The sequence below is a fragment of the Streptomyces sp. NPDC107522 genome (genome assembly GCF_055657525.1).
Map to the genome: position 1 here is coordinate 168,292 of NZ_JBVKAU010000007.1, position 25,140 is coordinate 193,431.

24 protein-coding genes are annotated in these 25,140 nt (G+C 71.1%); 12 read left to right on the forward strand and 12 right to left on the reverse strand.

Translation table 11 applies throughout. From position 1 onward, the window contains the following. Positions 1–67 precede the first annotated feature (67 nt). Together ACZ7L6_RS23995 and ACZ7L6_RS24000 are read right to left on the reverse strand one after the other, a co-directional pair. Positions 68–1,357 carry an amidase family protein gene (locus tag ACZ7L6_RS23995; RefSeq protein ID WP_471927124.1) on the reverse strand — a complete coding sequence of 430 codons (1,290 nt, stop codon included), beginning with the start codon at positions 1,355–1,357 and terminating at the stop codon, positions 68–70. A 134-nt stretch (positions 1,358–1,491) separates the two neighbouring features. Then, the gene (locus tag ACZ7L6_RS24000) at positions 1,492–2,016 is read right to left on the reverse strand and encodes a DUF6668 family protein (RefSeq protein ID WP_471927126.1); all 525 of its coding nucleotides are present in this window, start codon (positions 2,014–2,016) and stop codon (positions 1,492–1,494) included. A gap of 294 nt (positions 2,017–2,310) precedes the next feature. Here ACZ7L6_RS24000 and ACZ7L6_RS24005 point away from each other — a divergent pair, with 294 nt between their 5' ends. Beyond that, positions 2,311–3,513: a tetratricopeptide repeat protein gene (locus ACZ7L6_RS24005; protein WP_471927128.1), complete on the forward strand. Its 1,203-nt coding sequence runs from the start codon at positions 2,311–2,313 to the stop codon at positions 3,511–3,513. Between the two features lie 11 nt (positions 3,514–3,524). Here the strand turns inward: ACZ7L6_RS24005 and ACZ7L6_RS24010 are convergent, their stop codons facing one another. The 4 genes from ACZ7L6_RS24010 to ACZ7L6_RS24025 all read right to left on the reverse strand — a co-directional run bounded on the left by ACZ7L6_RS24010 (position 3,525) and on the right by ACZ7L6_RS24025 (position 7,401). After that, entirely contained in the window at positions 3,525–4,475 is a 951-nt protein-coding gene (locus tag ACZ7L6_RS24010; RefSeq protein ID WP_471927130.1) for a M28 family metallopeptidase, read from the reverse strand. Between the two features lie 173 nt (positions 4,476–4,648). After that, positions 4,649–5,125, reverse strand: coding sequence for a VOC family protein (locus ACZ7L6_RS24015; RefSeq protein WP_471927132.1), 477 nt, complete (start codon positions 5,123–5,125; stop codon positions 4,649–4,651). 135 nt (positions 5,126–5,260) lie between these two features. Then, a complete protein-coding gene (rarD, locus tag ACZ7L6_RS24020) occupies positions 5,261–6,214 on the reverse strand; it encodes an EamA family transporter RarD (protein ID WP_471927134.1) in 954 nt (317 codons plus the stop codon). A 332-nt stretch (positions 6,215–6,546) separates the two neighbouring features. Beyond that, a complete protein-coding gene (locus ACZ7L6_RS24025) occupies positions 6,547–7,401 on the reverse strand; it encodes an SDR family oxidoreductase (protein ID WP_471927136.1) in 855 nt (284 codons plus the stop codon). Between the two features lie 168 nt (positions 7,402–7,569). Here ACZ7L6_RS24025 and ACZ7L6_RS24030 point away from each other — a divergent pair, with 168 nt between their 5' ends. Beyond that, positions 7,570–7,935: a winged helix-turn-helix transcriptional regulator gene (locus ACZ7L6_RS24030; protein ID WP_471927522.1), complete on the forward strand. Its 366-nt coding sequence runs from the start codon at positions 7,570–7,572 to the stop codon at positions 7,933–7,935. A 227-nt stretch (positions 7,936–8,162) separates the two neighbouring features. Beyond that, on the forward strand, positions 8,163–8,720 hold the full coding sequence (locus tag ACZ7L6_RS24035) for a DUF6082 family protein (RefSeq protein ID WP_471927138.1): 558 nt from the start codon (positions 8,163–8,165) through the stop codon (positions 8,718–8,720). A 54-nt stretch (positions 8,721–8,774) separates the two neighbouring features. Here the strand turns inward: ACZ7L6_RS24035 and ACZ7L6_RS24040 are convergent, their stop codons facing one another. Next, a complete protein-coding gene (locus tag ACZ7L6_RS24040; protein WP_471927524.1) occupies positions 8,775–9,002 on the reverse strand; it encodes a hypothetical protein in 228 nt (75 codons plus the stop codon). Between the two features lie 276 nt (positions 9,003–9,278). Between ACZ7L6_RS24040 and ACZ7L6_RS24045 the strand changes: the two genes are divergently transcribed. Beyond that, positions 9,279–9,791, forward strand: a complete 513-nt coding sequence (locus tag ACZ7L6_RS24045) for a DUF6082 family protein (RefSeq protein ID WP_471927526.1) — start codon at positions 9,279–9,281, stop codon at positions 9,789–9,791. 61 nt (positions 9,792–9,852) lie between these two features. Here the strand turns inward: ACZ7L6_RS24045 and ACZ7L6_RS24050 are convergent, their stop codons facing one another. From ACZ7L6_RS24050 to ACZ7L6_RS24070, 5 genes are all read right to left on the reverse strand, one after another. Next, positions 9,853–10,932 carry a 2-oxoacid:ferredoxin oxidoreductase subunit beta gene (locus tag ACZ7L6_RS24050; RefSeq protein WP_471927140.1) on the reverse strand — a complete coding sequence of 360 codons (1,080 nt, stop codon included), beginning with the start codon at positions 10,930–10,932 and terminating at the stop codon, positions 9,853–9,855. Beyond that, positions 10,925–12,853 (reverse strand): 2-oxoacid:acceptor oxidoreductase subunit alpha, encoded by a 1,929-nt coding sequence (locus ACZ7L6_RS24055; RefSeq protein WP_471927142.1) that lies wholly within the window; start codon positions 12,851–12,853, stop codon positions 10,925–10,927. The genes ACZ7L6_RS24050 and ACZ7L6_RS24055 overlap by 8 nt, the downstream gene beginning before the upstream one ends. A 249-nt stretch (positions 12,854–13,102) precedes the next feature. Further along, positions 13,103–13,801, reverse strand: a complete 699-nt coding sequence (locus ACZ7L6_RS24060) for a LuxR C-terminal-related transcriptional regulator (protein ID WP_471927144.1) — start codon at positions 13,799–13,801, stop codon at positions 13,103–13,105. 354 nt (positions 13,802–14,155) lie between these two features. Next, entirely contained in the window at positions 14,156–15,532 is a 1,377-nt protein-coding gene (locus ACZ7L6_RS24065) for a sensor histidine kinase (protein ID WP_471927146.1), read from the reverse strand. 158 nt (positions 15,533–15,690) lie between these two features. Continuing rightward, positions 15,691–16,905: a sensor histidine kinase gene (locus ACZ7L6_RS24070; RefSeq protein ID WP_471927148.1), complete on the reverse strand. Its 1,215-nt coding sequence runs from the start codon at positions 16,903–16,905 to the stop codon at positions 15,691–15,693. A 340-nt stretch (positions 16,906–17,245) separates the two neighbouring features. Here ACZ7L6_RS24070 and ACZ7L6_RS24075 point away from each other — a divergent pair, with 340 nt between their 5' ends. Genes ACZ7L6_RS24075 through ACZ7L6_RS24110 form a run of 8 tightly spaced genes read left to right on the forward strand, consistent with a single transcriptional unit; the run spans position 17,246 to position 25,140 of the window. Continuing rightward, positions 17,246–17,641, forward strand: coding sequence for an NADH-quinone oxidoreductase subunit A (locus tag ACZ7L6_RS24075; RefSeq protein ID WP_471927150.1), 396 nt, complete (start codon positions 17,246–17,248; stop codon positions 17,639–17,641). Beyond that, entirely contained in the window at positions 17,632–18,399 is a 768-nt protein-coding gene (locus tag ACZ7L6_RS24080; RefSeq protein WP_471927152.1) for an NADH-quinone oxidoreductase subunit B, read from the forward strand. The genes ACZ7L6_RS24075 and ACZ7L6_RS24080 overlap by 10 nt, the downstream gene beginning before the upstream one ends. Then, positions 18,396–20,357 (forward strand): NADH-quinone oxidoreductase subunit C, encoded by a 1,962-nt coding sequence (locus tag ACZ7L6_RS24085; RefSeq protein WP_471927154.1) that lies wholly within the window; start codon positions 18,396–18,398, stop codon positions 20,355–20,357. Before ACZ7L6_RS24080 ends, ACZ7L6_RS24085 begins: the two co-directional genes overlap by 4 nt. After that, positions 20,354–21,322 carry a complex I subunit 1/NuoH family protein gene (locus ACZ7L6_RS24090; protein ID WP_471927156.1) on the forward strand — a complete coding sequence of 323 codons (969 nt, stop codon included), beginning with the start codon at positions 20,354–20,356 and terminating at the stop codon, positions 21,320–21,322. Before ACZ7L6_RS24085 ends, ACZ7L6_RS24090 begins: the two co-directional genes overlap by 4 nt. A gap of 2 nt (positions 21,323–21,324) precedes the next feature. Beyond that, positions 21,325–22,044 (forward strand): NuoI/complex I 23 kDa subunit family protein, encoded by a 720-nt coding sequence (locus ACZ7L6_RS24095; RefSeq protein WP_471927158.1) that lies wholly within the window; start codon positions 21,325–21,327, stop codon positions 22,042–22,044. After that, the gene (locus tag ACZ7L6_RS24100; protein WP_471927160.1) at positions 22,041–22,760 is read left to right on the forward strand and encodes an NADH-quinone oxidoreductase subunit J family protein; all 720 of its coding nucleotides are present in this window, start codon (positions 22,041–22,043) and stop codon (positions 22,758–22,760) included. Before ACZ7L6_RS24095 ends, ACZ7L6_RS24100 begins: the two co-directional genes overlap by 4 nt. Further along, positions 22,760–23,149, forward strand: a complete 390-nt coding sequence (gene nuoK, locus ACZ7L6_RS24105; RefSeq protein WP_471927162.1) for an NADH-quinone oxidoreductase subunit NuoK — start codon at positions 22,760–22,762, stop codon at positions 23,147–23,149. The genes ACZ7L6_RS24100 and nuoK overlap by 1 nt, the downstream gene beginning before the upstream one ends. After that, positions 23,146–25,140, forward strand: coding sequence for an NADH-quinone oxidoreductase subunit 5 family protein (locus ACZ7L6_RS24110; protein ID WP_471927164.1), 1,995 nt, complete (start codon positions 23,146–23,148; stop codon positions 25,138–25,140). Before nuoK ends, ACZ7L6_RS24110 begins: the two co-directional genes overlap by 4 nt.

A 25,140-nucleotide genomic window follows, 5' to 3' on the forward strand; every position in this document is an offset into this window, starting at 1 on the left:
AGGGTCGGTCACAACGGTGGGCACGGTGTGGCAGATGATCGGCGTACGACAATTAATCGCATGTGCATTATATGCGCATGCATGCAGATGCCCAGGGCCCGGTCTCTCTCTCAGTCACCCCTGCCGCGCTGAGCAGCAGCGATTCCGCTCCGTGGGCCGCCACCAGCTGGAGCCCGACCGGACAGCCGTCGGGGCCGAAGCCCGCCGGCATGCTGAGCGCCGGATGCCCACTCAGGTTGAACGCCCAGGTGAGAGAGGTGGAGTACCGGTCACCGGGGCCTTCGTGGCCGTGCGGCGGGGTCGGGGTGGTCGGGGTCAGCAGCAGCTCCGCCTCGGTGAAGAGGGAGTCCAGGCGGCTGTCGTTCACGGCCTTGACGCGGTGAGCGAGGGCCGGGTCCGCGCCCGGTGTCCGCAGGGCGAGCCATGCTGGGGCGGGGTCGTCGAGGCGGAGGGGAGCGACCGGGCGCACGAGCCGTATCGCGCCGGCTTCGGCAAGCCGTACGGCGGCGGCATGGGCGACGGCGACGACGTCCGGGTCGGGCGAGTCGAAGCCGAGGTCGGGGGACCATACGGCGGTCGGGGCGTCGTACTCGCACGGTGTCACTGCTGCCGCGCCGGGTGTCGCCACGGCCGAAGTGCCCGCCCGCGGCTCGCCCCGTTCGCCGGGCACCGCATCGGCATGCGGCCCGTCCCCCGGCACTGCTCCCCGGCACGCCCCCGACATCACACTCCAGTAGGCCGCCGCGTCCCCCACGCACCGCGCCAGCACCCCCGGCGCCATGAGCCCCGTACGGTCGGCCGACGGCAGCCGCCCGTTGCTCACCTTCAGCCCGACGACCCCGCACCACGCCGCCGGAATCCGCACCGACCCGGCCCCGTCGCTCCCGGTGGCGAGCGGCACCAGCCCCGCCGCCACCGCCGCCGCGGAACCGGCCGAGGAGCCGCCCGGCGTACGGTCGTACCGCCATGGGTTGACCGTACGGCCGTACCGGCCAAGTCCCCAGGTCTGCCAGGGAGTTCCCGGCCCCGGAACGGATGTCGCCCCCACCGGCACACACCCCGCCTCGAGCAGCGGGCCCGCGGTGCGCAGACCGTGCCGGCCCTTGACCCCGATCGGCACGCCGGCCAACGGCAGCCACTCACCCGCGCCCACTCGCGCGTCCACCTCGCCGGCCCGCTCGAGCGCCTCCTCTTGCCACACCTCGATGAAGGCGCACAGGACGGGATCGGCGCGTCGGATCCGTTCGAGCGCGGCCGCGACGACGTCGACGGCGCGGAGGGTGCGGGCGCGTACGGCTGAGGCGATCTCCTCGGCTGAGAGGGGGGCAGGCGAGCCGGGACCGGGTGCGGTCGTCATGGGCTGATTCTCCGCGTGGCACCCGCGTGGCCAGCCACTAGGCCGCTCACAAGGCTCTTGCGCCCTCGCAGACCTGGCCGGTCAGGCGGGCAGGGCCAGGCCTGCGCCCCCACAGCCGACTCGCACCGCCAACCTCAGCGAGCGCGCCCCGTCAGCCGCGTCAACGCGTCGGTCTCCCGAGGCGGCTGTCCGCTCAGGTCGCCGAGCCGCCATGCGGGGACCCACGGCACCCGGTACACGTCGATGACCGACTCGATCACCTTGACACGCTCGGCGAGCGGCCGTGGAAGCCGCCCCGGCGCGTCCGCGACCAGGACCACGGCATCGAGGTCGAGCCCGTGCGGAGCCTCCCCGCGCCGGAACACCTCGACGGCACCCAGGGCGGCGGCCAGTCCGGACGCATGGGTGCGGGCGACGAGCAGCACCGACGAGGGGTCGGCGGGCCCGGGCCAGTTGCGCCCGCAGTCGTGGCCGCCGTAGACCGCGGCGAGCGTGGAGACACCGGCCCCGCCGTGCGTGCCGACCCAGGAGAAGCGCCGGGGCGCGCCGGCGGCGGGGGAGGGCGGCGGCTCCTCGGGAAGAGCCACCGGCCCGCGGATCCAGATCTCCGGACCGGGCTCCGGCCGTCGGCCCTGTTGCACGTGCATGTCCGTGCGCATGCCCGCACACCTCCCTCGTCACGCCACCGATCTTCGCGGCAGGCATGAGAACGCTGTGACGTGGCACAAGCTCCTGGAACGAGTCTGTGACGCCACGGTGACGTCGGCGCCGCGCGCGGCCGGAGAGACTCGACAGTACATGTACGACGTGTCCGAATCACGGGTCCGGCCGGTACGGCCGGACCCGTGACGCCGCCGGGGCGGGCGGACCGCGGGAGGGAGCACCATGGGACCGACCATGGGACCCGAACGCGCTGTCCGCGCACTCCCCGACGCATGCGAGTGAGGGAAGCGATGTCTCGACTGAGCCGCGCGAAGAAGCGGGAACAGAAGCGCGCCGCGGCCTCGGCGGCCCCCGTGGCCACGCCGATCGACGTGCGCGTCCCTGCCGTCGGTCCCGGCGCGGGCGGCGCGTCGATCGGCGGCGTACCCGTCAGCGCGGCCCCCGGTGAGGAGATCCAGCACGCCGTCCTGACCCACCTCCAGCGCATCGCCCTCGCCTCCGGCCACCCCGTCCACGCCACGGTCCACGACGAGCGCATCGGATACGTCGTCCCGCTGCGGGTGGACGCGGACGGCTCCAGTCAGTTCACGGCGGAGCCCGTGCGGACGGCTCCGCCGGGGGAGCCGGTGGTGTCACCTACCTCTACCTCGAACGAGGCGCCGTACCGGGACAAACCCACGCATGTCCTACGGCCTCTGCCGGGTCCGGAGCAGGACGCCTCGCCCACGTTCCGGATGCGCGCCCTGCCCGGGCCGGTGCAGGACGCCGTGCCCGGCACGGTCGCACCGCCGCTGGGGGAGTTCGGCCCACCGCCCTCGATGGAGCCGAGGCCGCTGCCGGGCGCCGTACCGGAAGCCGACGTACCGCAAAGCGTCGTACCGCACACCGGCGTAGCGCAAAGCGCCGTAACGCCCACCGACGTGCACGTCCCCGACCCCGACCCCAAACCCACCCCGCCCCGAGGCTTCGACGCCGTGGCCGAAGCCGTGCTCGGGGACGCGCCGGCCGCCGGTATCGCCGACGCCTCCCCCTTCGCCGGGCCGATGGCCCGGATCAACGAGGCCGTGAAGGCGGGGCGGACGGTGGAGGCGGCGGAGCTTGCGGAGCGGACCGTGGCGGAGGCGTCCGCGGTGCTCGGTCTGGAGCACGCCGAGGTGCTGCGGATGCGCGAACTCGCCGCGTACATCGCCTATTTGACGGGCGAACCGCTGCACGCCTTCCGTCTCTCCCTGGACGTGGCCCGTACGCACCACCGCATCCGGGACGCGGAGGCGGCGTACGGCAGCCTCCAGAGCGCGGCCACGGCCTGGCGGGCCGTACGGGATCCGGCGCTGGGGCTCGACCTCGGCCGCGAGCTGCTCGGCCTGTGGACCGAGCTCACGGCCGGGGGCGGTCCGGCCGCCGAGGACATCGAGGAACTGGAGTCGGCCCGCGCGCGTATGGACCGCCTCGCCGCCCGAGCCGCCAAGTCGGCCGAACCGCCCAGGAGCTGAGGGTCAGCAGATCACTCCGACAGCTCCCACACCGCGTACGCGACGGCGTCACTGTTCCGGTCGAGGGCGGTGTCGTTGATGTTGGACGTGGTGTCGCAGGACGAGTGGTAGCAGCGGTCGAAGGCCCGCCCCGACGTGCCGCCCCACTTGGCCACCTGAGCCGCGGTCTTCGTACGGCTCGCCCCCGTGAACAGCCCGCCCACCGGTACGCCCGCGCTCTTGAACGGGGCGTGGTCGGAGCGGCCGTCGCCCTCGGTCTCGATCTCGGTCGGGACACCGAGGCCGGCGTAGTAGTCCTTGAAGGTCTTCTCGATCGCGGGGTCGTCGTCGTAGACGAAGTAGCCGGGGTTGGGCGAGCCGATCATGTCGAAGTTCAGATAGCCGCTGATCTTCGCGCGGTTGGCGGAGGAGAGGTTGTTGACGTAGTAACGGGAGCCGACGAGCCCCAGCTCCTCCGCGCCCCACCAGGCGAACCGCAGATGCTTGGTGGGGTGGTAGCCGGCCCGCGACACGGCGAGCGCGGTCTCCAGGACCGCGGCCGATCCGGAGCCGTTGTCGTTGATGCCGGCGCCGGAGGAGACGCTGTCGAGGTGCGAGCCGGCCATGACGACCTGGTTGGTGTCGCCGCCGGGCCAGTCGGCGATCAGGTTGTAGCCGGTACGGCCCGAGGAGGTGAACTGCTGGACGGTCGTGGTGTATCCGGCGGCGTCCAGCTTGGCCTTCACATAGTCGAGCGAGGCCTTGTGGCCGGGGCGGCCGTGGGCGCGGTTGCCGCCGTTGGCGGTGGCGATGGACTGCAGCTGGGTGAGGTGGGCCTTGACGCTCGCCACGGGTATGTCGGGTGCGGCGGCGGCCTCGACGTCGGCCTCGGTCGCCGCGCCGGCTATGGAACCGCTGGTCAGCAGCGTGGCGGCCGCGACTGCGGCGGACGCCGACGCGCGCCAGGAGACGGGGAGCTTCATGTGGGGGGCTCCGAATTCCAGGGGGATCCCCGTGGGGTGACCACAGGGGATCCACAGTGAATGGGGTGCCTGGATGGTGGAGCTGTGACTGACTCTCCGTCAAGGTCCCTATCTGGACAGGAAGTTCAGACTGGGAGAAACGCAAGAAGGGCCTAGGGAAAACCCTGTGTGCCTCACTGCACGCAGAACTCGTTCCCCTCCGGATCCGCCATCACCACCCACTCCCCGCCCGGCTCCTTCACCTGCCGCAGCACACTCGCGCCCAGCCCCTCCAGCCGCCCGACCTCGGCTTCGCGCTCCCCGGCCGCCGCGTGCAGATCGAGATGGAGCCGGTTCTTGACGGTCTTCGCCTCCGGCACCCGCTGGAACAGCAGCCGCCGCCCCAGCCCCGTCCCGCTGTCCTGGTCATACGGGTCGTCCGGATGCCGTACGGCCACCAGGTCCCGGAAGGCGAGCCGGGCGTGGAACTCGACGACGGCCTCGCGCGGCAGCGCGCCGAGCTCCAGGAGCCGCTCGATGAGGGCGTTGTTGTCCTCGACCTCGTAGTGCAGCGCGGCAGCCCAGAAGTCGGCCTGGGACTGGGGGTTGGCGCAGTCGACGACGAGCTTCCAGTGGACGGGGGTCGGTGTGGTGCCGGATGCCTGAGTCATGGGACCACTCATAGGGGGTGGGGGGAGCGGGCGGCAACGGAGAATCGCCGGTCGGGAGGTATTCAGCCCGTCCGGCGTTTACGGACGAGGTCCTTTCGGAGCCGAAGCGGGGGTCTGGGGGCGGCAGCCCCCAGATCAGACGTCCACTGCAGCGGAGGCAGGCTTCTCGACTCGCGGCAGATTGACCTCGGTGGCCCGCAAGCGCCGCGCCGCGCGCCACGCATCTGCCGTCAGCAGCGTCAACGCCAGCCACACCAGCGCGAACCCGGCCCACCTCTCGGCCGGCATCGCCTCGTGGAAGTACAGGACCCCGAGCAGGAACTGGAAGACCGGCGCCAGGTACTGCAGCAGCCCCAGCGTCGACAGCGGCACCCGTATCGCGGCCGCGCCGAAGAACACCAGGGGCAGCGCGGTGACGGCGCCCGCTGCCGCGAGCAACGCGGCGTGGCCGGGGCCCTCCGTCGTGAACGTCGACTCTCCGCGTGCCGTGAGCCAGGCCAGGTACCCGACCGCGGGCAGGAACTGGATCGCGGTCTCCGCGGCCAGCGACTCGACCCCGCCGAGGTTGACCTTCTTCTTCACCAGCCCGTACGTGGCGAAGGAGAAGGCGAGGACGAGGGAGATCCACGGCGGCCGGCCGTACCCGACGGTCAGCACCACCACCGCCGCGAAGCCGACCCCGACCGCCGCCCACTGCACGGGCCGCAGCCGTTCCTTCAGGAGCAGGACGCCCATGGCGATGGTGACGAGCGGGTTGATGAAGTACCCGAGCGAGGCCTCGACGACATGGCCCGAGTTGACGGCCCAGATGTAGACACCCCAGTTGACGGTGATCACAGCCGCGGCCACGGCGACGAGCGCCAGTCGCCGCGGCTGCCGTATCAGCTCACCCGCCCAGGCCCAGCGCCGTACGACAACGAGCACGGCCGCCACGAAGACGAGGGACCAGGCCATTCGGTGGGCGAGGATCTCGACCGACCCGGCGGGTTGCAGCAGCGGCCAGAAGAGCGGGAAGAGCCCCCAGATCCCGTATGCGGCGAAGCCGTTCAGCAGTCCTACACGCCGCTCGCCCTTGGACGTCCCGGTCACGGCCCCTCCTTCGCACCACACCTGGCCGCGCTCGTATGACGGCCCGCATGAAGGTAACGCCGAATGCCCCCGCGTGTCATGCCCGTATCGCCATACGGTCATGACACACGGGGGGCCCGAGGCGGGCTGGGGGGGCAGCCCTCGGGGCGGCCGAAGCCGCCGAAGCCGCCGGAGCCGCCGGGGGGCCGGGGCTTCCGGGGCCGCCGGGCCGTCCGGGCCGTCCGGGCCGTCCGGGGTCCGGGGCCGGCGGGGCGGCAGGGGCATCGGGGCCCCGGTGCCGCCGGGCGGCCAGGTCGGTCGAGGTGGGCGGCCTACGGAAGCCGCGGCGGAACTCAGCCCTTGACCGCGACCGCGATCGCGTCGGCGAGCGGAGTGGTCGGACGGCCGGCCAGACGGGACAGATCCCCGCTGTCGACGACCAGCTCGCCCTTCGCGACGGAGGCGTCCACGCCGGCCAGGATCGCGGCGAGCGGCTCGGGCAGCCCGGCGCCGGTCAGGATGCCGGTGTAGGCCTCGACGGAGACGGGGTTGTTGGCGATCTCCTTGCCGCTCTGCCGGCTCAGCTCGGCGGCGTACTCGGCGAAGCTCCAGGCGGCGTCGCCGCCCAGTTCGTACGTCTTGTTCTCGTGCCCCTCGCCGGTCAGCACGGCCACGGCGGCGGCCGCATAGTCGGCGCGGGAGGCGGAGGAGACGCGGCCCTCGCCGGCGGCGTGGGTGACCGCGTTGTACTGCAGGACCGGGGCGAGGTTCTCGGTGTAGTTCTCGTGGTACCAGCCGTTGCGCAGCAGCGTGTACGGCAGGCCGGAGGCCAGGAGCACCTTCTCCGTGCCCCGGTGGTCGTCGGCGAGGGCGGCCGTCAGGCTGCCGGGGGCGCTGGTGTACGCGAGCAGGGCGACGCCGGCGGCCTTGGCGGCGTCGATGACGATCTGGTGCTGGCCGACGCGGCCCTTGTCGAACTCGTTGCCGGATATGAGCAGCACCTTGTCGCCGGCCGCGAACAGGCCGTCGAAGGTCTCGGGGGCGTTGTAGTCGGCGACGGCGATCCTCACGCCGCGCTCGGCGAGGTCGGCGGCCTTCTCGGGGGTGCGGACGACGGCGGTGACCTGGTCGGCCGGAACCTTCTCCAGCAGCTGCTCCACGACGTGGCGGCCCAGGTGTCCGGTGGCTCCGGTGACGACGATGCTCATGATGTGTGACTCCTTGTGGGGTGCGTTGGCACTAACCCTAGGAGTGGCGCTAACTCAGCGAAAGTACCCACTTTGAAGTAAGGTACTGGCATGGCCGTAAGTAACCTGGCAGGCGCGACAAGCACCGTGGTGGGCGCGACGACGGGCGGATACGACACCGGCGAGGCGATGTGCCCGCACCGCCTGGTGCTGGAGCACCTCACCAGCCGCTGGGGAGTCCTCGTCCTGATCGAGCTCCTGGAACGCCCGTACCGTTTCAGTGAGCTGCGCCGGGCGATCGGCCGGTGGGGAGGCCGGGGCGTCAGCGAGAAGATGCTCACCCAGACCCTGCAGACCCTGGAGCGCGACGGCCTCGTCCACCGCGACGCGAAGCCGGTGATCCCGCCGAGGGTCGACTACTCCCTGACCGATCTGGGTCGCGAGGCGGCGGAACAGGTGCGCGGGCTGGCGCTGTGGACCCAGGAGCGGATGGCGGAGGTGCAGCAGGCGCGCGAGGCGTACGACGCGCGGAGGAGCGCCCCTGAGCAGGGATGACGTAGGAGTCCGGGTCCCGTCCGAAGGAATGCGGACGGCGCCTGGGGGCACACATATGTCAGGGCGTCGGTCGACATGCGAGACACGTCCTTCCATGCGCCCCCTCTCCGCTCCCACGCCGCCTTGAGTCGCCGGGCACGCTTGGGGCGGAGTGCTACGCCCACCGCGCACCCGCCCACGATCCGCCCTTCGGTGCGCGGTCACCGGATCCAGGGGGATTGCTTGACATGGCCACACAGATTCCGGCCGCGCGGGCCAGCAGGATCGGTTCTGCGGTAGCGGCGGGACTCGGTCTGCTTCGTGACTTCTTCGCCCGCGGCACCCGCCGCCGGCGCCAGGAGGAGATCCTGCTGGACCTGCTCGGGCAGCTCAGGCTGATGACCGAGGAGATTCATCGGGCGAACCTTATCCAGCAGTACCGGTTGACCTTGGACCAGATGGATCGAACGATCGACGATCCTTCCCTGGCGGATGCTTCGAGCACCCTGACGGGCCTCTCCGAGGGGAAGCGCCGCCAACTGCTCTTCGCAAACCGGGAGTACGGCTCGCTCTTGCTCGCCCATCGTGTTGGAGTGCTCGATTGGAGCGAACTTCTCGGACACGTCCGCATTCTGTGCCGCAACGCCATCTTCGCCGAGTACTGGGACCGCACAGCCGAACACCGGCGGAGCATCCCGGAGGGATCGGTCGAGGCCCGGGTCGGCGCGGCCGTCGACGTCATGATGGAGGAACTGGCCGATGATCCGGAGGAGTGGTGGATCGTGGGACCGTCCACCTCCGGCTGACCGGTGCCCCGACGGGGATGACGAGACAACGGCGCGGCGCCGGATGCTGTGCGGTCAGGCGTCGGGGATGTCCCGTTTGGCGCGGATCAGGGTCTCGCGACTGATCACGACGATGCGTTCGTAGGTGGCACGTGCAGCGTCGGCAGGGAGGAGAGGTTCCAGCGCCTCCGTGGCTTCGGTGCCGATGACGGCGAAGTTGCCATCGCTCAGCTCGAAGACGTCCGGACAGCTCTCCGAAGTCTGGCTGCCCCTCAGCTTGGGCGGATCCCCTAGACGACGGATCACGTTGAGAGCAGGGAATTCGCGGGGCACTCGGAGCCTCTTCTGTAACCCGGAGACAGTCCGGACACGCTATCGCGATCTTCTCCAGGGCACCCTGCCAACGACACAGTTCGCAGCGATTGCCTCCGTTTGCAGGGCATTGCAGGCGGGCCCTGACGCGCCTCCGTGCGCCCCCTTTCCGCCTCCCGCGCCGACTTGTGCAGCCCGGCAGGCTGGAACGCGGTGATTTCGTATGCCGTGCGCCGGCTTATGGGTCACGACGCGCACGGCCATGGTATGCGGGGGTGTCTCTGCGTGGTGTTACCGAATCAAGAAGCGCTCTTCCGGGACCTTGTGCGCGCGTTCACCCAGGTCGGAGAGGCCATGGCCGCTGTGGCGGAGCAACTGCAGCTGGCCAACAAGATCCGAGTCCGCGCTCTCTTCGCCGAGCAACTGGACCGGGCGATCGATGATCCGGCGCTGGCCGCCGGGTTGAGCACGCTAAGTGATCTCTCTGAGGACGAGCGGCGGCAGATGCTCCTGGCCAACAAGCAATATGGGCTGCTCCTGCTCGCCCATGAGGTGGGAGCGACGGACCGAAACGAACTTCTGGGGCACCTGAAAGTGCTCAGCAAGAGTGCCGTCTTCGTCCAGTACTGGGCGCGGACGTCCGAGCACCGGCGAATGCTGCCGCCGGAGTCGCTGGAGGCGCGGACCGGCAGGGCGGTCGACGCCATCATGAACGAGCGGCTGGATGACCTGGAGGAGTGGTGGGTCGTCGGGCCTGAGTCGGACACGGCGGCCGATTGATGGTGGAGGGCCTGGGGTGCCGTACGACACCCCAGGCCCTCCCGCTGCTCGAAGGAGTCGGTCAGCCGACGACCGTCCAGGTGTCCCCACCCGCCAGCAGTGCCGCCAGATCCCCCTTGCCGTTCTGCTCGATTGCAGAGTCCAGCTGGTCGGCCATCTGGGTGTCGTACACCGGCCGGTCCACCGCGCGGAACACGCCGATCGGGGTGTGGTGCAGGGTGTCCGGGTCGGCCAGGCGGGACAGGGCGAAGGCGGTGGTGGAGGACGCGGAGTGGGCGTTGTGGACCACGATCTGCGACTCGTTCTCCGGGGTCACCGTCACCACCTTCAGGTCGCCGGTCTGGGCGTCACGCACGACACCGCGCGAACCGTCCGCCCCGAAGCGGATCGGCTGCCCGTGCTCCAGCCGGATCACCGCTTCCTCGGCCTGTTGCTTGTCCTTGAGGACCTCGAAGGCGCCGTCGTTGAAGATGTTGCAGTTCTGGTAGATCTCGATCAGCGCCGTGCCCCGGTGCGCGGCCGCCTCGCGCAGGACCTGGGTGAGGTGCTTGCGGTCGGAGTCGATCGTGCGCGCCACGAAGGACGCCTCCGCGCCGATCGCCAGCGACACCGGGTTGAAGGGGGCGTCCAGCGAGCCCATCGGCGTCGACTTGGTGATCTTGCCGACCTCGGAGGTCGGGGAGTACTGCCCCTTCGTCAGTCCGTAGATCCGGTTGTTGAACAGCAGGATCTTGAGGTTGACGTTGCGGCGCAGGGCGTGGATCAGGTGGTTGCCGCCGATCGACAGCGCGTCACCGTCACCGGTCACCACCCACACCGACAGGTCCCGGCGCGACGAGGCCAGCCCCGTCGCGATCGCGGGGGCGCGGCCGTGGATGGAGTGCATGCCGTACGTGTTCATGTAGTACGGGAAGCGGGACGAACAGCCGATGCCCGAGACGAAGACGATGTTCTCCTTGGCCAGGCCCAGCTCCGGCATGAAGCCCTGGACCGCGGCCAGGATCGCGTAGTCACCGCAGCCGGGGCACCAGCGCACTTCCTGATCGGACTTGAAGTCCTTCATGGACTGGCGGGCCTCGGCCTTGGGGACGAGCGAGAGCGCCTCGATCGTGCCCGTGCCTTCCGCGGACGTCTCAGGCATCGATGGCCTCCTTGAGAGCCTTGGCGAGCTGTTCCGCCTTGAACGGCATGCCGTTGACCTGGTTGTACGAGTGGGCGTCCACCAGGTACTTCGCGCGGACCAGGGTGGCGAGCTGACCGAGGTTCATCTCGGGGATCACCACCTTCTCGTAGCGTCCGAGTACCACGCCCAGGTTGCGTGGGAACGGATTCAGGTGACGCAGATGCGCCTGCGCGATGGACTCGCCGGCCTTGCGTAGGCGGCGGACCGCGGCCGTGATCGGGCCGTACGTCGATCCCCAGCCCAGCACCAGCGTCTTCGCCTCGTGCGGATCGTCGACCTCGAGGTCCGGCACCTCGATGCCGTCGATCTTGGCCTGGCGGGTGCGGACCATGAAGTCGTGGTTGGCGGGGGCGTAGGAGATGTTGCCCGTGCCGTCCTCCTTCTCGATGCCGCCGATCCGGTGCTCCAGGCCCGGCGTGCCCGGGATCGCCCATGGCCGGGCGAGGGTCTGCGGGTCTCTCTTGTACGGCCAGAAGACCTCGCTGCCGTCCTCCAGGGTGTGGTTCGGCCCCTGCGCGAACTGCACGGTCAGGTCCGGCAGCTCGTCCAGCTCCGGGATCCGCCAGGGCTCGGAGCCGTTGGCCAGGTAGCCGTCCGACAGCAGCATCACCGGCGTGCGGTACGTCAGTGCGATCCGCGCCGCCTCCAGGGCCGCGTCGAAGCAGTCGGCCGGGGTGCACGGGGCGATCACCGGGACCGGCGCCTCGCCGTTGCGGCCGTACATCGCCTGCAGCAGGTCCGCCTGCTCCGTCTTGGTCGGCAGACCGGTGGACGGGCCGCCGCGCTGGATGTCCACGATCAGCAGCGGCAGCTCCAGCGACACGGCAAGACCGATGGTCTCGGACTTCAGGGCCACGCCCGGGCCGGAGGTCGTGGTCACCGCGAGCGAGCCGCCGAAGGCCGCCCCGAGGGCCGCGCCGATGCCGGCGATCTCGTCCTCGGCCTGGAAGGTCCGTACGCCGAAGTTCTTGTGCTTGCTCAGCTCGTGCAGGATGTCCGAGGCCGGGGTGATCGGGTACGAGCCCAGGAAGAGTGGCAGGTCCGCCTGGCGAGACGCGGCGACCAGTCCGTAGGACAGAGCGAGGTTTCCGGAGATGTTCCGGTAGGTGCCGACCGGGAAGGCCTTCGTGGCCGGGGCGATCTCGTAGGAGACGGCGAAGTCCTCGGTCGTCTCGCCGAAGTTCCAGCCCGCTCGGAAGGCGGCGATGTTGGCCGCCGCGATGTCGGGCTTCTTGGCGAACTTCGACTTCAGGAACTTCTCGGTGCCTTCGGTCGGGCGGTGGTACATCCAGCTCAGCAGGCCCAGCGCGAACATGTTCTTGCTGCGCTCGGCCTCCTTGCGGGTGAGGTCGAACTCCTTCAGTGCCTCGACGGTCAGCGTCGTCAGCGGCACCGGATGGAGGCTGTAACCGTCGAGCGAACCGTCCTCCAGCGGCGAGGTCTCGTAGCCCACCTTCTGCATCGCCCGTCTGGTGAACTCGTCCGTGTTGACGATGATCTCCGCGCCGCGCGGCAGGTCGCCGATGTTGGCCTTCAGTGCCGCCGGGTTCATCGCGACCAGCACGTTCGGCGCGTCGCCCGGCGTCAGGATGTCGTGGTCGGCGAAGTGTAGCTGGAAGGAGGACACGCCCGGCAGGGTCCCGGCGGGGGCGCGGATCTCGGCCGGGAAGTTCGGCAGTGTCGACAGGTCGTTGCCGAAGGACGCCGTTTCGGAGGTGAAGCGGTCGCCGGTGAGCTGCATGCCGTCGCCCGAGTCCCCCGCGAAACGAATGATCACCCGGTCCAGCCGGCGGACGTCCTTCGTCCCTGCCGGTTTGCGCTGTTCTCCCACGACGGCTTCGTCGGCCTGCTCCGCTGGGCTACTGACCTGGCTGGTCACTGAACTGGACCTCCCTCGAGGCGGCTGTCTGGGCATGGCCTTCCCGCAAGCCTTCCCAGGATCAACCCTACGTCCGCAAAGGTCGCCCTCCCGGGGCCATTCGCATGACGGACATGATTTTGAGACGCTTCCCCGCCCTGACTTGTCATGATTTACACGCCCCCCGGCGCTTGCTTACAAGACGCTCCCCGCTCGCTCTTCGGTTCTCGGCCCGGACGGGCCGCATTTATCTGACACGGTGTCAGATCCTCAGGAGTTCAGGTAGGTGAGGACCGCCAGAACCCGCCGGTGGTCCCCGTCGCTCTGGGACAGCCCGAGCTTGAGGAAGATGTTGCTGACGTGCTTCTCGACCGCGCCGTCGCTCACCACCAGCTGCCGGGCGATCGCCGAGTTGGTGCGCCCTTCGGCCATGAGCCCCAGGACCTCCCGCTCCCGCGGGGTGAGCCCCGCGAGCACGTCCTGCTTACGGCTGCGGCCCAGCAACTGGGCGACGACCTCCGGGTCGAGAGCCGTACCCCCTTGGGCCACCCGCACGACCGCGTCCACGAACTCGCGAACCTCCGCCACGCGGTCCTTGAGCAGATAGCCGACTCCACGGCTGGAACCGGCCAGCAGTTCGGTGGCGTACCGCTCCTCCACGTACTGCGACAGCACGAGTACCCCGAGTCCGGGGTGTGCCTTCCGCAGCTGTACGGCCGCCCGCACTCCCTCGTCCGTGTGCGTGGGCGGCATCCGTACGTCCGCGACCACCACATCCGGCAGCTCGCCCCGCGCGTCCAGCTCCGTGATGGTCTTGATCAGCGCGTCGCCGTCTCCCACCCCCGCCACGACCTCGTGCCCACGGTCGGTCAACAGCCGGGTCAGCCCCTCCCTGAGCAGCACCGAGTCCTCGGCGATGACCACCCGCACCCTGTCCTCCACGATCCTCGGCCCCCCGAACCTTGGCATTCGGCCGAGCGTGTCCCGGCCCTGTCGTCCCTCGCGATCTCAGTATCCCGCGATCGGCTCTTCCTCACGGGGCCTGTGGAAAACCTGCCCGACCGCGCTCGAAGCGCGCTGGAACGAAGGGGGGCCTTGGAGGCGCATGCTCGGGGAGTGACTTTGGGTCATGGCGAGGAGTGGCTTGGGGCATGGCGGGTGTGGACGAGGGCTGGGTCGCGGACGGGGGGCGGGACCACACGGGTGGGGGCGGCGCCACGGATGGAGGGCCGGGCCACAGATGGGGGACTTCATGGCACCGCCCCCGATCCGCCTGCGTACGGCAGACCAGGGGGAGCCGCTGAGGTGCGTTCGCGCCCCGGACTACACCGTCCTCCAGGGCAGCTCCGCCGTGACCCGAGTAGGCCCCCCGACCGGCGAGTCCACGACCAGAATCCCGTCCACCGCGTCCAACCGCTCGGCCAGCCCCGCCAGCCCCGACCCCCCGGAGACGTCGGCGCCACCGATGCCGTTGTCCACGACCTGCAGCATCAGCCGGTTCTCCACCCGCCACACATCCACGGCCGCCCAGGTGGCCCGAGAGTGCTTGCTGATGTTCTGGAGCAGTTCCGACACCGTGAAGTAGGCGATCCCCTCGATCGCCGGCACCGGCCGCTCGTCCAGGTCGACCTGCACCTCCACCGGCACCGTGCAGCGCGAGGCCACCGCCGACAGCGCCGCGTCGAGCCCTCGGTCGGTCAGGACCGCCGGATGGATCCCGCGGGCCAGGTCCCGCAGCTCCTGCAACGCCGTCTTCACCTCGCCGTGCGCCTCGTCGACCATCCGGGCCGCCGCCTGCGGGTCCTCCGCGAGCTTCTCCTTCGCGAGGCCGAGATCCATGGCCAGGGCCACCAGGCGGGCCTGGGCACCGTCGTGCAGATCGCGCTCGATGCGCCGCAGGTCGGCAGCGGCCGTATCGACCACCACACCGCGGTCCGACTCCAGTTCCACCACGCGCGTGGCCAGCCGCGACGGCCCGAGCAGGCCGTGCACCAGCACCCGGTCCACCGTCGTCAGCGCCCGCACGATCCACGGTGTGGCCAGCGTGAACAGCAGTCCGATCAGCGCGGTCACGGCGATCTCGAAGGGGTTGTCGAGATAGATGTGGTGGGTCTCGTCGCCGTACAGCTGAAGGCCGTCCTGACCGGCCCACACCGGGAACACCCAGAACCACAGCGGATACGTCAGCAGCGCCCAGCCGTATGCCCAGACGTTCACGGCGACGACGAAGGAGAACGTCGCCCACGGGAGGTGCAGCACCGCGTACAGCAGGCTCCGCCACGACGTCCCGCTCTTCAGTACGGCGCCCATCCAGGCCACGAAGCCGCTCCGGCGCATCCGCAGCGGCTCCGGGTCGGCCACCTCCAGGTCCAGCAGCGCACGCGCGCGTGCCCGCTCCAGCGCCCCGAAGCCCCGGCAGCCGGCGAGGCCCGCCGCCAGCACGGGGATGCCGAGGAAGGTCACCAACAGGCCCGCCCCCAGCGACACCATCGTGACGGCGTACACGAACAGCAGGATGCTGATCGGCAGGCTCAGCAGCACGTACCCGAACTCGCGCCAGCTGCGTGCCTCGAACGGCGCCCTCAGCCCGGCCGGCAGCCGGTGCCGTCGCTCGCCGCCGTGCTCGGGAAAGCCGCTCGCGCGGCCGCGCTCGGGGAAACCGAGCTCCTGCCCGTAGCCCTGTCCGTACTCCGTGGCCATCGGCGTCGTCCGTTCTCCTCGTCCCGTCAGCCCCCGGTCGCCGGGGCTGTGCCGTCGTATCTCCACCCTGCTCGAGTGCAGGTCGGCGGACCATGGAGGCCGTCGGCGTCTTGAACGGGGGGTTTTCCCTACCCCGGCCGTCACCCCTGCCCCCGCCGCTACCCCTGCCCGGGGACGCGGTCCCGCCAGGGCAGCTCCGCCGTCACCGTCGTAGGGCCGCCCTGTGGCGACTCGATGACGAACAGGCCGTCCACGGCGTCCAGCCGGTCGGCGAGCCCGCGCATGCCCGTACCGCCGTCGAGGCGCGCGCCTCCGCGGCCGTCGTCCCACACCTGGATCAGCAGCCGGTCCTCCGACCGCCACACGTCCACCGACGCCGACCTCGCCCCGCTGTGCTTGCTGATGTTCTGCAGCAGCTCGGAGACGGTGAAGTAGGCGATGCCCTCGATGGCCGCGGCCGGTCTGGACAGCAGGTCCACGGTCACCTTCACCTCCGCCGTGCAGCGTGAGGCGACCGCCGACAGGGCGGCGTCCAGACCGCGGTCCGTCAGTACGGCCGGATGGATGCCGCGCGCCAGATCGCGCAGCTCCTGCAGCGCGAGCTTCACCTCGCCGTGCGCCTCCTCGACCATCGCGGCGACGTGTTCGTCGGCCTGGCCCTCCAGGAGCTTCTCCTTGGCCAGGCCCAGTCCCATGGCCAGATTGACCAGGCGGGCCTGCGCGCCGTCGTGCAGGTCGCGCTCGATGCGGCGCAGATCGGCGGCGGCCGTATCCACGACGACCCCCCGGTCCGACTCCAGTTCGGCGATACGGCGCTCCAGCTCGTCGGAGGGCGACAGCAGGCCGCGCACCATCGCCCGGTCCGCGTTGGCCAGGCCCCGCGCGATGAACGGCAGCACCGGCCACAGCACGAACAGCGAGGTCAGCGTGATGACGAAGGTGAGGATGCCCCAGGGCAGGCGCATGAAGTCGTACAGGATCGTGCGCCAGCCCACCGGGTCCTTCAGCGCCAGCCACAGCTGCGGGAAGAAGCCGTCCTTGCCGCCGCGCAACGGCAGCGGACTCGGCTCGTCCACCCGCACTCCGAGCAGCGCACGCGCGCGTGCCCGCTCCAGCTTGCCCAGCTGCCGTGCACCCATCAGCCCGGCCGCGAGCAGCGGGAACCCGATCACCGTCAGCGTCAGGAACGCACCGGTGAACAGCACCGTCGCGACGTAGGTGAAGCCGAGCAGCGACAACGGAAGGTTCGCCAGGAGGTGTGCGATCTCCTTCCAGGTGTGCCGGTCGTAGGCGAAACGGGCGGGTGGCAGCGGCGGCTGCTCGTTGTCGGACCGCCTGGAGGCGTCCCGCGAAGGGCTGGGGCGTTCGGTCATATGGGCTAGCGTGCCGCGCGGTGCGCCACCGCGCCATGAGGCGGGCCGCCCCCGTATGCGGGGGAAATCCCCACCCTCACGACCCTGCCGGGCTGCGGGCCCTGCACCCGGCCGTCGCATCTCGACGAGATCTCAAGGCGTGACTGCCTGCTTACGGTGTCTTTAGCAGGGCCTAGACTCCCGTGCGTACAGATCGTCGAACAGCGATGTTCACGGGGTACCGCGGTGTTCGACGGGGAACAGCGGTGTTCGACGGGGAACAGCGGTGTTCACGAGTTCACAAGTCGCAGGACACTGGTCCTGGGGCATCGGTTACGAGGTCAGGGAGCGAGGGGCGGACGTGTCGGAACAGACCGTCGTCGTCGCGGCGGACTACTTCCAGTCCTACTCGGTCGTCGGACTGCTGGCCGTCGTCGGCGTGCTGTTCGTCGCCGTGGCCTTCGGGGCGGGCCGCCTGCTGCGTCCCGTGGTCCCCACGCCCGAGAAGCTCCTGACGTACGAGTGCGGCGTCGACCCGGTCGGCGAGGGCTGGGCCCACACCCAGGTCCGCTACTACGTCTACGCCTTCCTGTACGTGATCTTCGCCATCGACTCGATCTTCCTGTTCCCCTGGGCGACGGTCTTCGCCGCCCCTGGTTACGGCGCAACCACGCTCGTGGAGATGTTCGTCTTCCTCGGCTTCCTGGCCGTGGGTCTGCTCTACGCATACAAGAAGGGCGTCCTGGCATGGACGTGACGCCAGACACCAACGAGCAGCCGGTTCTGTTGCCGGAGCCGAAGCGGCTGGGCGCGCTGGCCCGCCTCGCTCCCGAGCCGATGAAGGTGATCCTGAACTGGGGCCGCCGCTACTCGCTCTGGGTCTTCAACTTCGGCCTCGCCTGCTGCGCGATCGAGTTCATCGCCGCGTCGATGGCCCGCCACGACTTCATCCGCCTCGGCGTGATCCCCTTCGCGCCCGGCCCCCGCCAGGCCGACCTGATGGTCGTCTCGGGCACGGTGACGGACAAGATGGCCCCGGCCGTGAAGCGCCTGTACGAACAGATGCCCGAGCCGAAGTACGTCATCTCCTTCGGGGCCTGCTCCAACTGCGGGGGCCCGTACTGGGACTCCTACTCCGTCACCAAGGGCGTCGACCAGATCATCCCGGTGGACGTGTACGTCCCGGGCTGCCCGCCGCGTCCTGAGGCGCTGCTCCAGGGGATTCTGAAGCTCCAGGAGAAGATCGCGCGCGAGTCGCTGGGGGAGCGGTACGCGGGCGCGGCGGGGCGTCCGTCCACGGCGGCGCTGCAGAGTGGGTTGGTTAAGGCGCCGGCTGGGGCGGGGGCTGGTGTCGGTGCCGGTGGGGCTGGCGGTGCCGGTGGTGTCGGCAGTGCTGACGGTGGCGGTGCTGACGGTGCCAGTGGTGGCGGTGCCGGTACAAAGGGTGCCGGTGGCGGCGGTGTCGCTGGTGCCGACGGTAGTGAGGGTGCCGACGCGGGGGAGGCCGACCGATGACCACGATCGGCTGGCTGCCCGCCCCTGTCGAGGACCTCTTCGGCCAGGAGGCCACGGCCGAGGAGTCGTACGAGGTCCTGACGGTCGACGTACCCCCGACCTCCTGGATCGCGGCGCTGGAGACGGCCCGCGACCAGCTCGGCTGCACCTACTTCGACTGGCTGAGCGCGGTCGACGAACCGGGTACGGGCTTCCGCGTCGCGGCCCACGTCGCCGCCCTGTCTCCGGTACGGCGGCTGCTGGTCCGTACGACGGTCCCGCACGAGGCGCCGACGCTGCCCTCGGCCGTGGGCGTCTACGCGGGCGCGGCCTGGCACGAACGCGAGACGCACGAAATGTTCGGCGTGGTGTTCGCCGACCACCCTGCGCTGGACCACCTGCTCCTCCCGGACAACTTCGAGGGTCACCCCCTGCGCAAGGACTTCGTCCTGGCAGCCCGCGTGGCCAAGGCCTGGCCCGGAGCCAAGGAACCCGGGGAGTCCGAACACGGCGGCCCGAAGCGCCGCCAGATGCTGCCCCCCGGCGTCCCCGACCCGAACGAATGGGGCCCCTTGAAGGGCCAGCTCCCGCCTGCCCCGGCTCGCCCGGCCCGGGGCGCGGGGCGCACGGCGGGGGAGCGTCCGGCACGGGCTGCGGGGGAGCGGCCGGTGCGGCGGGCTCGTACTGCGGCGGAGGGCTCGGCGAGCCAGGCGGGGGCCCCTGCGGCTGGAGCACCGGCGGGTGCCGCGCCGCGTCGCGCCCGTACGGCGGCGGAGGGTTCCGCGAGCCAGACGGAGGCCCCGGCGGGCGCCGCTCCTGCGGCGGAATCGCCGGAGGGTGCGGAGCGGCGGCGCGCGCGTACGGCGGCGGAGGGGTCGGTCAGCCAGCAAGGGGCGGCCTCGGAGGGTGGAACTCCTGCGGCGGCCCCGGCGCGGCGTGCCCGTACGGCGGCAGAGGGCTCGGTCAGCCAGGCCGCCGCTGAGGGCGCCGAGTCCTCGACGGCCGCTGAGGGTGCCGAGTCCTCGACAGCGGCGGGTGCGTCTCCGGCGGATCCGTCGGGCACCGGCCCGACGCCGACCACGCCCGGAACGCCGGCCACGCCACGCCGCGCGCGGAGCGCCGACGAGGGCTCGGCGACCCAGCGGGCCGAGGCGGCGGCGGAGACGACGACCGGTGGAGCGGAGGAACGCGGGGCGGCGGAGGAACGCGGAGCGGGGGATGGCCGAGACGCGGCCGCGACCGGTACCCCGTCCGCCCGGCGTGCGCGCAGCGCGAGCGAAGGCTCGGCGTCGCAGCGCCCGGGAACGGGCGCAACCGCGGCTGGTCCTCGCCGATCGCGCACCGCCTCGGAGGGCTCCGCGACCCAGAGGGCCGCGTCCGATGCGGCCGCACCGGAGGCGGCGTCGCCTGGCGCGGCGTCCGACACGCCTGCACCGGGTCCGGCGTCGACCGGCGCGGCGTCCGCTGGTGAGGCGGGCCAGGCCGCCCCGTCCTCGACCCCATCGGCCACTCGGAAGCCCCCCAAGGCCCCCCGCAGCCCGGACGCCCCGTGGCACCACGCCCGCCCGGCCTTCGACGAGCCCGAGCCTGAGCCGGAGCGACGAGCCGAGCCGGAGCCGCAGACGCAGGACGAGCCGGAGCGACGAGCCGAGCCCGAGCCGCAGGACGAGTTGGCGCAACGCGTCGAGCCCGAGCCGCGGACCGAGAACGAGCCGGCGCCGGAGACCGCCGAGAAGCCCGCGGCATCCGCCGAGCCTGATGCTCCGAAGGCGCAGGCCGATGCCGAGGCGGAGGTCCAGGTCGAGGTCGCCCCGCGCCCCGACAGCGAGCCGCGCCCCGCAACCGATGCAAAGCCCGAGTCGGCCCCCGATCAGCCCAAGCCCGGCAAGGCAGCCACCCCCGCAGACGCAGACCGCACAGACGCAGCCCCCACCGACCCCACCGCCGACGACACAAACCCCGCAGGAGGCCCGCAGTGAACGACGCGCTCGACGTCACCCTGCGACTCCTGATCGTCTTCGTCGTCTTCCTCACGTTCCCCCTGATCATCGGTCAGACCGAGCACAAGGTGATGGCCCATATGCAGGGCCGCCTCGGCCCGATGTACGCCGGCGGCTTCCACGGCTGGGCCCAGCTCGTCGCCGACGGCGTGAAGTTCGCGCAGAAGGAGGACGTCGTCCCGGCCGGCGCGGACCGCCGTATCTTCCAGCTCGCCCCTGCCGTGGCCCTCCTCCCGTACCTGCTCGTCCTCCTCGCCATCCCCATCGGCCCGGGCGAGGGCGCGGTCGGCGAGGTCATCGACGCGGGCATCTTCTTCGTACTCGCCGTCATGGGCGTAGGCGTCCTCGGCTCCCTCATGGCCGGCTGGGCATCCGCCAACAAGTTCTCCCTCCTCGGCGGCCTGCGCACCGCCGCCCAGCTCCTCGCCTACGAACTCCCGATGCTGCTCGCCGCCGCCTCCGTGGCGATGGCGGCCGGCACTGTCTCCCTCCCCGGCATCCTCGACGCCTTCGAGTGGTGGTGGCTGCCCTGGCAGATCGTCGGCGCGATCGTCTTCTTCGTCGCGGGACTGGCCGAGCTCCAGCGCCCGCCGTTCGACATGCCCGTCGCCGACTCAGAGATCATCTTCGGCGCCTACACCGAGTACACCGGCCTCCGCTTCGCCCTCTTCCTTCTCGCCGAGTACGCCGGAATCGTCGTCCTGTGCGGCCTGACCACCGTCCTCTTCCTGGGCGGCTGGCACGGGCCCTGGGGCGCCGACGGCCTCGGCTGGGTCTGGACCCTGCTGAAGACCGCCGTCCTCGCCTTCATCGTGATCTGGCTCCGCGTCACCTACCCCCGCCTCCGTGAGGACCAGCTCCAGAAGCTCTCCTGGACCCTCCTCGTCCCCCTTTCCCTCGCCCAGATCGCCCTCACCGGCATCGTCAAGGTGGTGATCCAGTAACCATGGCTGCGCCTCTACCGCCCTCCCGGCCCCGCATTCCTGGCAGCGGCCTCGCCAAGGGTCTGGCCGTCACCCTCCGCACGATGACGAAGAAGCACGTCACCGCGCAGTACCCGGACACCCAGCCCGACCTCCCGCCCCGCACCCGCGGCGTGATCGGCCTGTTCGAGGAGAACTGCACGGTCTGCATGCTGTGCGCCCGCGAGTGCCCGGACTGGTGCATCTACATCGACTCCCACAAGGAGACGGTCCCGGCGGCGACCCCTGGCGGCCGCGAACGCAGCCGCAACGTCCTCGACCGCTTCGCCATCGACTTCTCCCTGTGCATGTACTGCGGTATCTGCATCGAGGTCTGTCCTTTCGACGCCCTGTTCTGGTCTCCGGAGTTCGAGTACGCCGAGACCGACATCCGCGACCTCACCCACGAACGCGACAAGCTCCGCGATTGGATGTGGACCGTCCCGGCCCCGCCCGCCCTCGACCCCGGTGCCGAGGAGCCCAAGGAGATCGCCGCCGCCCGCAAGACCGCCGAGAAGCTGGCCGCCCAGCAGGAGGCCGCAGCCGCCGAGCCCACCACCCAGGCCGCAGCCGCCGAGCCCGCCGCCCCCAGCACGACCGAGCCGCACGCCGAGGAGCAGGCCCGCGCCGCCGAGCAGCCCACCCGGCCGGCGGGGGAGTCCCGGCAGCAGACGGACCAGCCGAGGCAGGAGGGCAGGGAATGACCCTCGCCGCAACCGCAGGCCTCCTCGCGGCGGTCCCGACCAGCGGGGCCGCCGCCGAAAACCACGGCTTCCTCTCCCCGACCGGCGTCGAGATCGCCTTCCTCCTCGTCGGCCTGGTCACCTTCGGCGCCGCGCTGATCACCGTCACCACCCGGCAGCTGGTGCACGCCGCCCTGTGGCTGGTGGTCACCCTCGGCGGCCTCGCCGTCGAGTACCTCCTGCTCACCGCCGAGTTCATCGCATGGGTGCAGGTCCTCATCTACGTCGGTTCCGTCGTCGTCCTCCTCCTGTTCGGTCTGATGCTGACCAAGGCCCCCATCGGCCGCTCCCCGGACGCCGACTCCGGCAACCGCTGGGCCGCCCTCACCGTGGCCGTCGCCGCCGCGGCCGCGCTGATCTGGGTGGTCGTCGACGCCTTCCGCACCACCTGGATCGACCTCGACGGCCCCGCCGCCGGCTCCACCAAGGCCACCGGCGAGAGCCTCTTCCAGAACTGGGTCCTCCCCTTCGAGGCCCTCTCCGTCCTCCTCCTCGCCGCCCTGGTCGGCGCGATCGTCCTGTCCCGCAAGGCGAAGGCGGAGTCGAGCTCTCCCCCTGTGAACTCCCGGTCCGCGACCGGGAGTTCCCCATCCGTCCCGGATTCCCGGAATCACCCGATCGGGCGAAATGGATCGTCCGAGGGAACTGAGCCGGCCGAGCAGGAAGGCGCCCGCTGATGCACCTCGCCTATCCCGCCGTACTCTCCGCTCTCCTCTTCTGCACCGGCCTGTACGGCGTCCTCGCCCGGCGCAACGCGATCCTGGTCCTGATGTCCGTCGAGCTGATGCTCAACGCCGTCAACCTCAACCTGGTCGCCTTCGACGTCTGGCTCAGCAAGACCGCCGAGGAGACCCTGCACTCCGGCCAGGCCCTGACCCTGTTCACCATCACCATCGCCGCCGCCGAGATCGGCATCGGCCTGGCGATCGTCCTCGCCGTCTACCGCAACCGCGGCACCTCGGACATCGACAAGCTCCGCGACACCGCCGAGAGCCACGGCACCGACGGCCCCGACCGCGACGCCCTCACGGCCCCGCGGGCCGAGAAGGCTGAGGCCACCGCGTGACCACGACCACCCTCGCCGCACTCGTCCCCCTCCTTCCGTTCCTCGGTGCCGCATCAGGCCTGCTCCTGGGCCGCACCGCCCCGGGCTTCGTCCGCCCGCTCGCCGTCCTGCCGACGCTCGCGTCCCTCGTGCTCGCCGCGGTGGTCGCCCTGCGCCAGGGCGGCGACCAGGCGATCGACGCCGCGACCGAGCTCACGCCCACCGGCTCGGTCCCGATCGAACTCGCCCTGCACGTCGACGGCTTCGCAGCCCTGGTCGCCGTCCTGGTCGGCGTCGTCGCCACCTGCGTGCAGATCTACTCGACGGGCTACCTGCGCGAGGACCCGCGCTACCCCTCGTACGCCGCTCTCGTCTCCCTGTTCACCTCCGCGATGCTGCTCGTCGTCTACTCCGGCGACCTGATGGTGCTGCTGGTCGGCTGGGAGATCATGGGCATCTGCTCTTACTTCCTGGTCGGCCACTACTGGGAGACCCCGGAGGCCCGCGCCGCCTCCATCAAGGCCTTCCTCGTGACCAAGCTCGGCGACGTCCCCTTCCTCATCGGTCTGTTCGCCCTGGCCACCGACGCCGGCTCCTTCCGCATCACGAAGGTCCTCGGCACCGTCGCGAGCGGCGGACTCGACCACCCGACCCTGATCGCCCTGCTGCTCCTCGCGGGCGTGGCCGGCAAGTCGGCGCAGTTCCCGCTGCACACCTGGCTCCCCGACGCGATGGCGGGCCCGACGCCCGTCTCCGCGCTGATCCACGCCGCGACGATGGTCGCCGCCGGTGTCTACTTCATCGCCCGGCTCCTCCCGGTCTTCGCGGCCTCCCAGGCCGCGATGATCGTCCTCGCCGTCATGGCCGCCGTCACGATGCTCGGCTCGGGCCTCGCCGCCCTCGCCCAGGACGACATCAAGCGCGTCCTCGCCTACTCGACGATCGGCCAGCTCGGTTACATGACCGGCGCCCTCGCCGTCGCCGACCGCGGTGCCGCCGTCTTCCACCTCCTCTCGCACGGCGCCTTCAAGGCGCTGCTCTTCCTCGCGGCCGGCGTGATCATCCACGCCGCCGGCACCAACTCGCTGGCCGCCATGTCCCGCATGAGCCACCTGCGCGACCGCGTCCCCGACGCCTACTGGACGATGACCGTGGCGCTCCTCGCGCTCGCCGCGATCCCGCCGTTCAGCGGCTTCTTCTCCAAGGAGTCCGTCCTCGGCGCCGCCGAACACGTCGCCACCGGCCACACCGAGCACGCCCCCGGCGCCGCAGGCTGGACGGTCCTCGTGGCAGGCGTGATCACGGCCCTGCTCACCGCCGCCTACGCGATGCGCCTGTGGCTGCTGGCCTTCCGCGGACGTGGGGCCGAGGCCCCCGACCACGGCAGGCAGCCGCTGACGATGACCGTGGTGCTGTGGGTGCTCGCCGCCCCGTCCCTCGCCGTCGGCGCGCTCGCCTACCGCGTGCTCCCCGACTGGTTCGACGGCAACGACCTCGCCCCGACCCTCACCACGTCCGTCGTCGGCACCGGCGTGGCCCTGGTCGGCGGCATCGTCACCTACGCCGCCTGGCGGCACACCACGGCCGTGGCGGCCCGCGTCCCGCTGGGTGCGGTCGCGGCACACCCCGAGGGCGACGCGGCCCAGGTCGAGGCCGAGGCCATCGCCAGCCACGCGCCCGTGTACGGGGGAGTGGCGTACGCACCCGACCCCGCCGACCCCGGGCGGCTGCTGCTCGGCCCGCTGCACCGGCCCGCGGCCGTCGGCTTCCACCTCGACGCCGTGTACCGGGCGCTGTTCGTCCGCCCGGTCCAGGGCGGCGCGAGTCTCGTCCGGTTCCTCGACCGCGAGGTCGTCGACACCTACGTACGCGGCGCGGGGGCCCTACCTCGCTGGCTCGGCATCGCCGTACGGCGCGCCCAGACCGGCAATGTGCAGACCTATGTGAGCGCGCTGCTCGCCGGCACCGTCGTCCTGGCGGTCGCTGTCGTCCTCGTCGCCACAGGAGCGTGA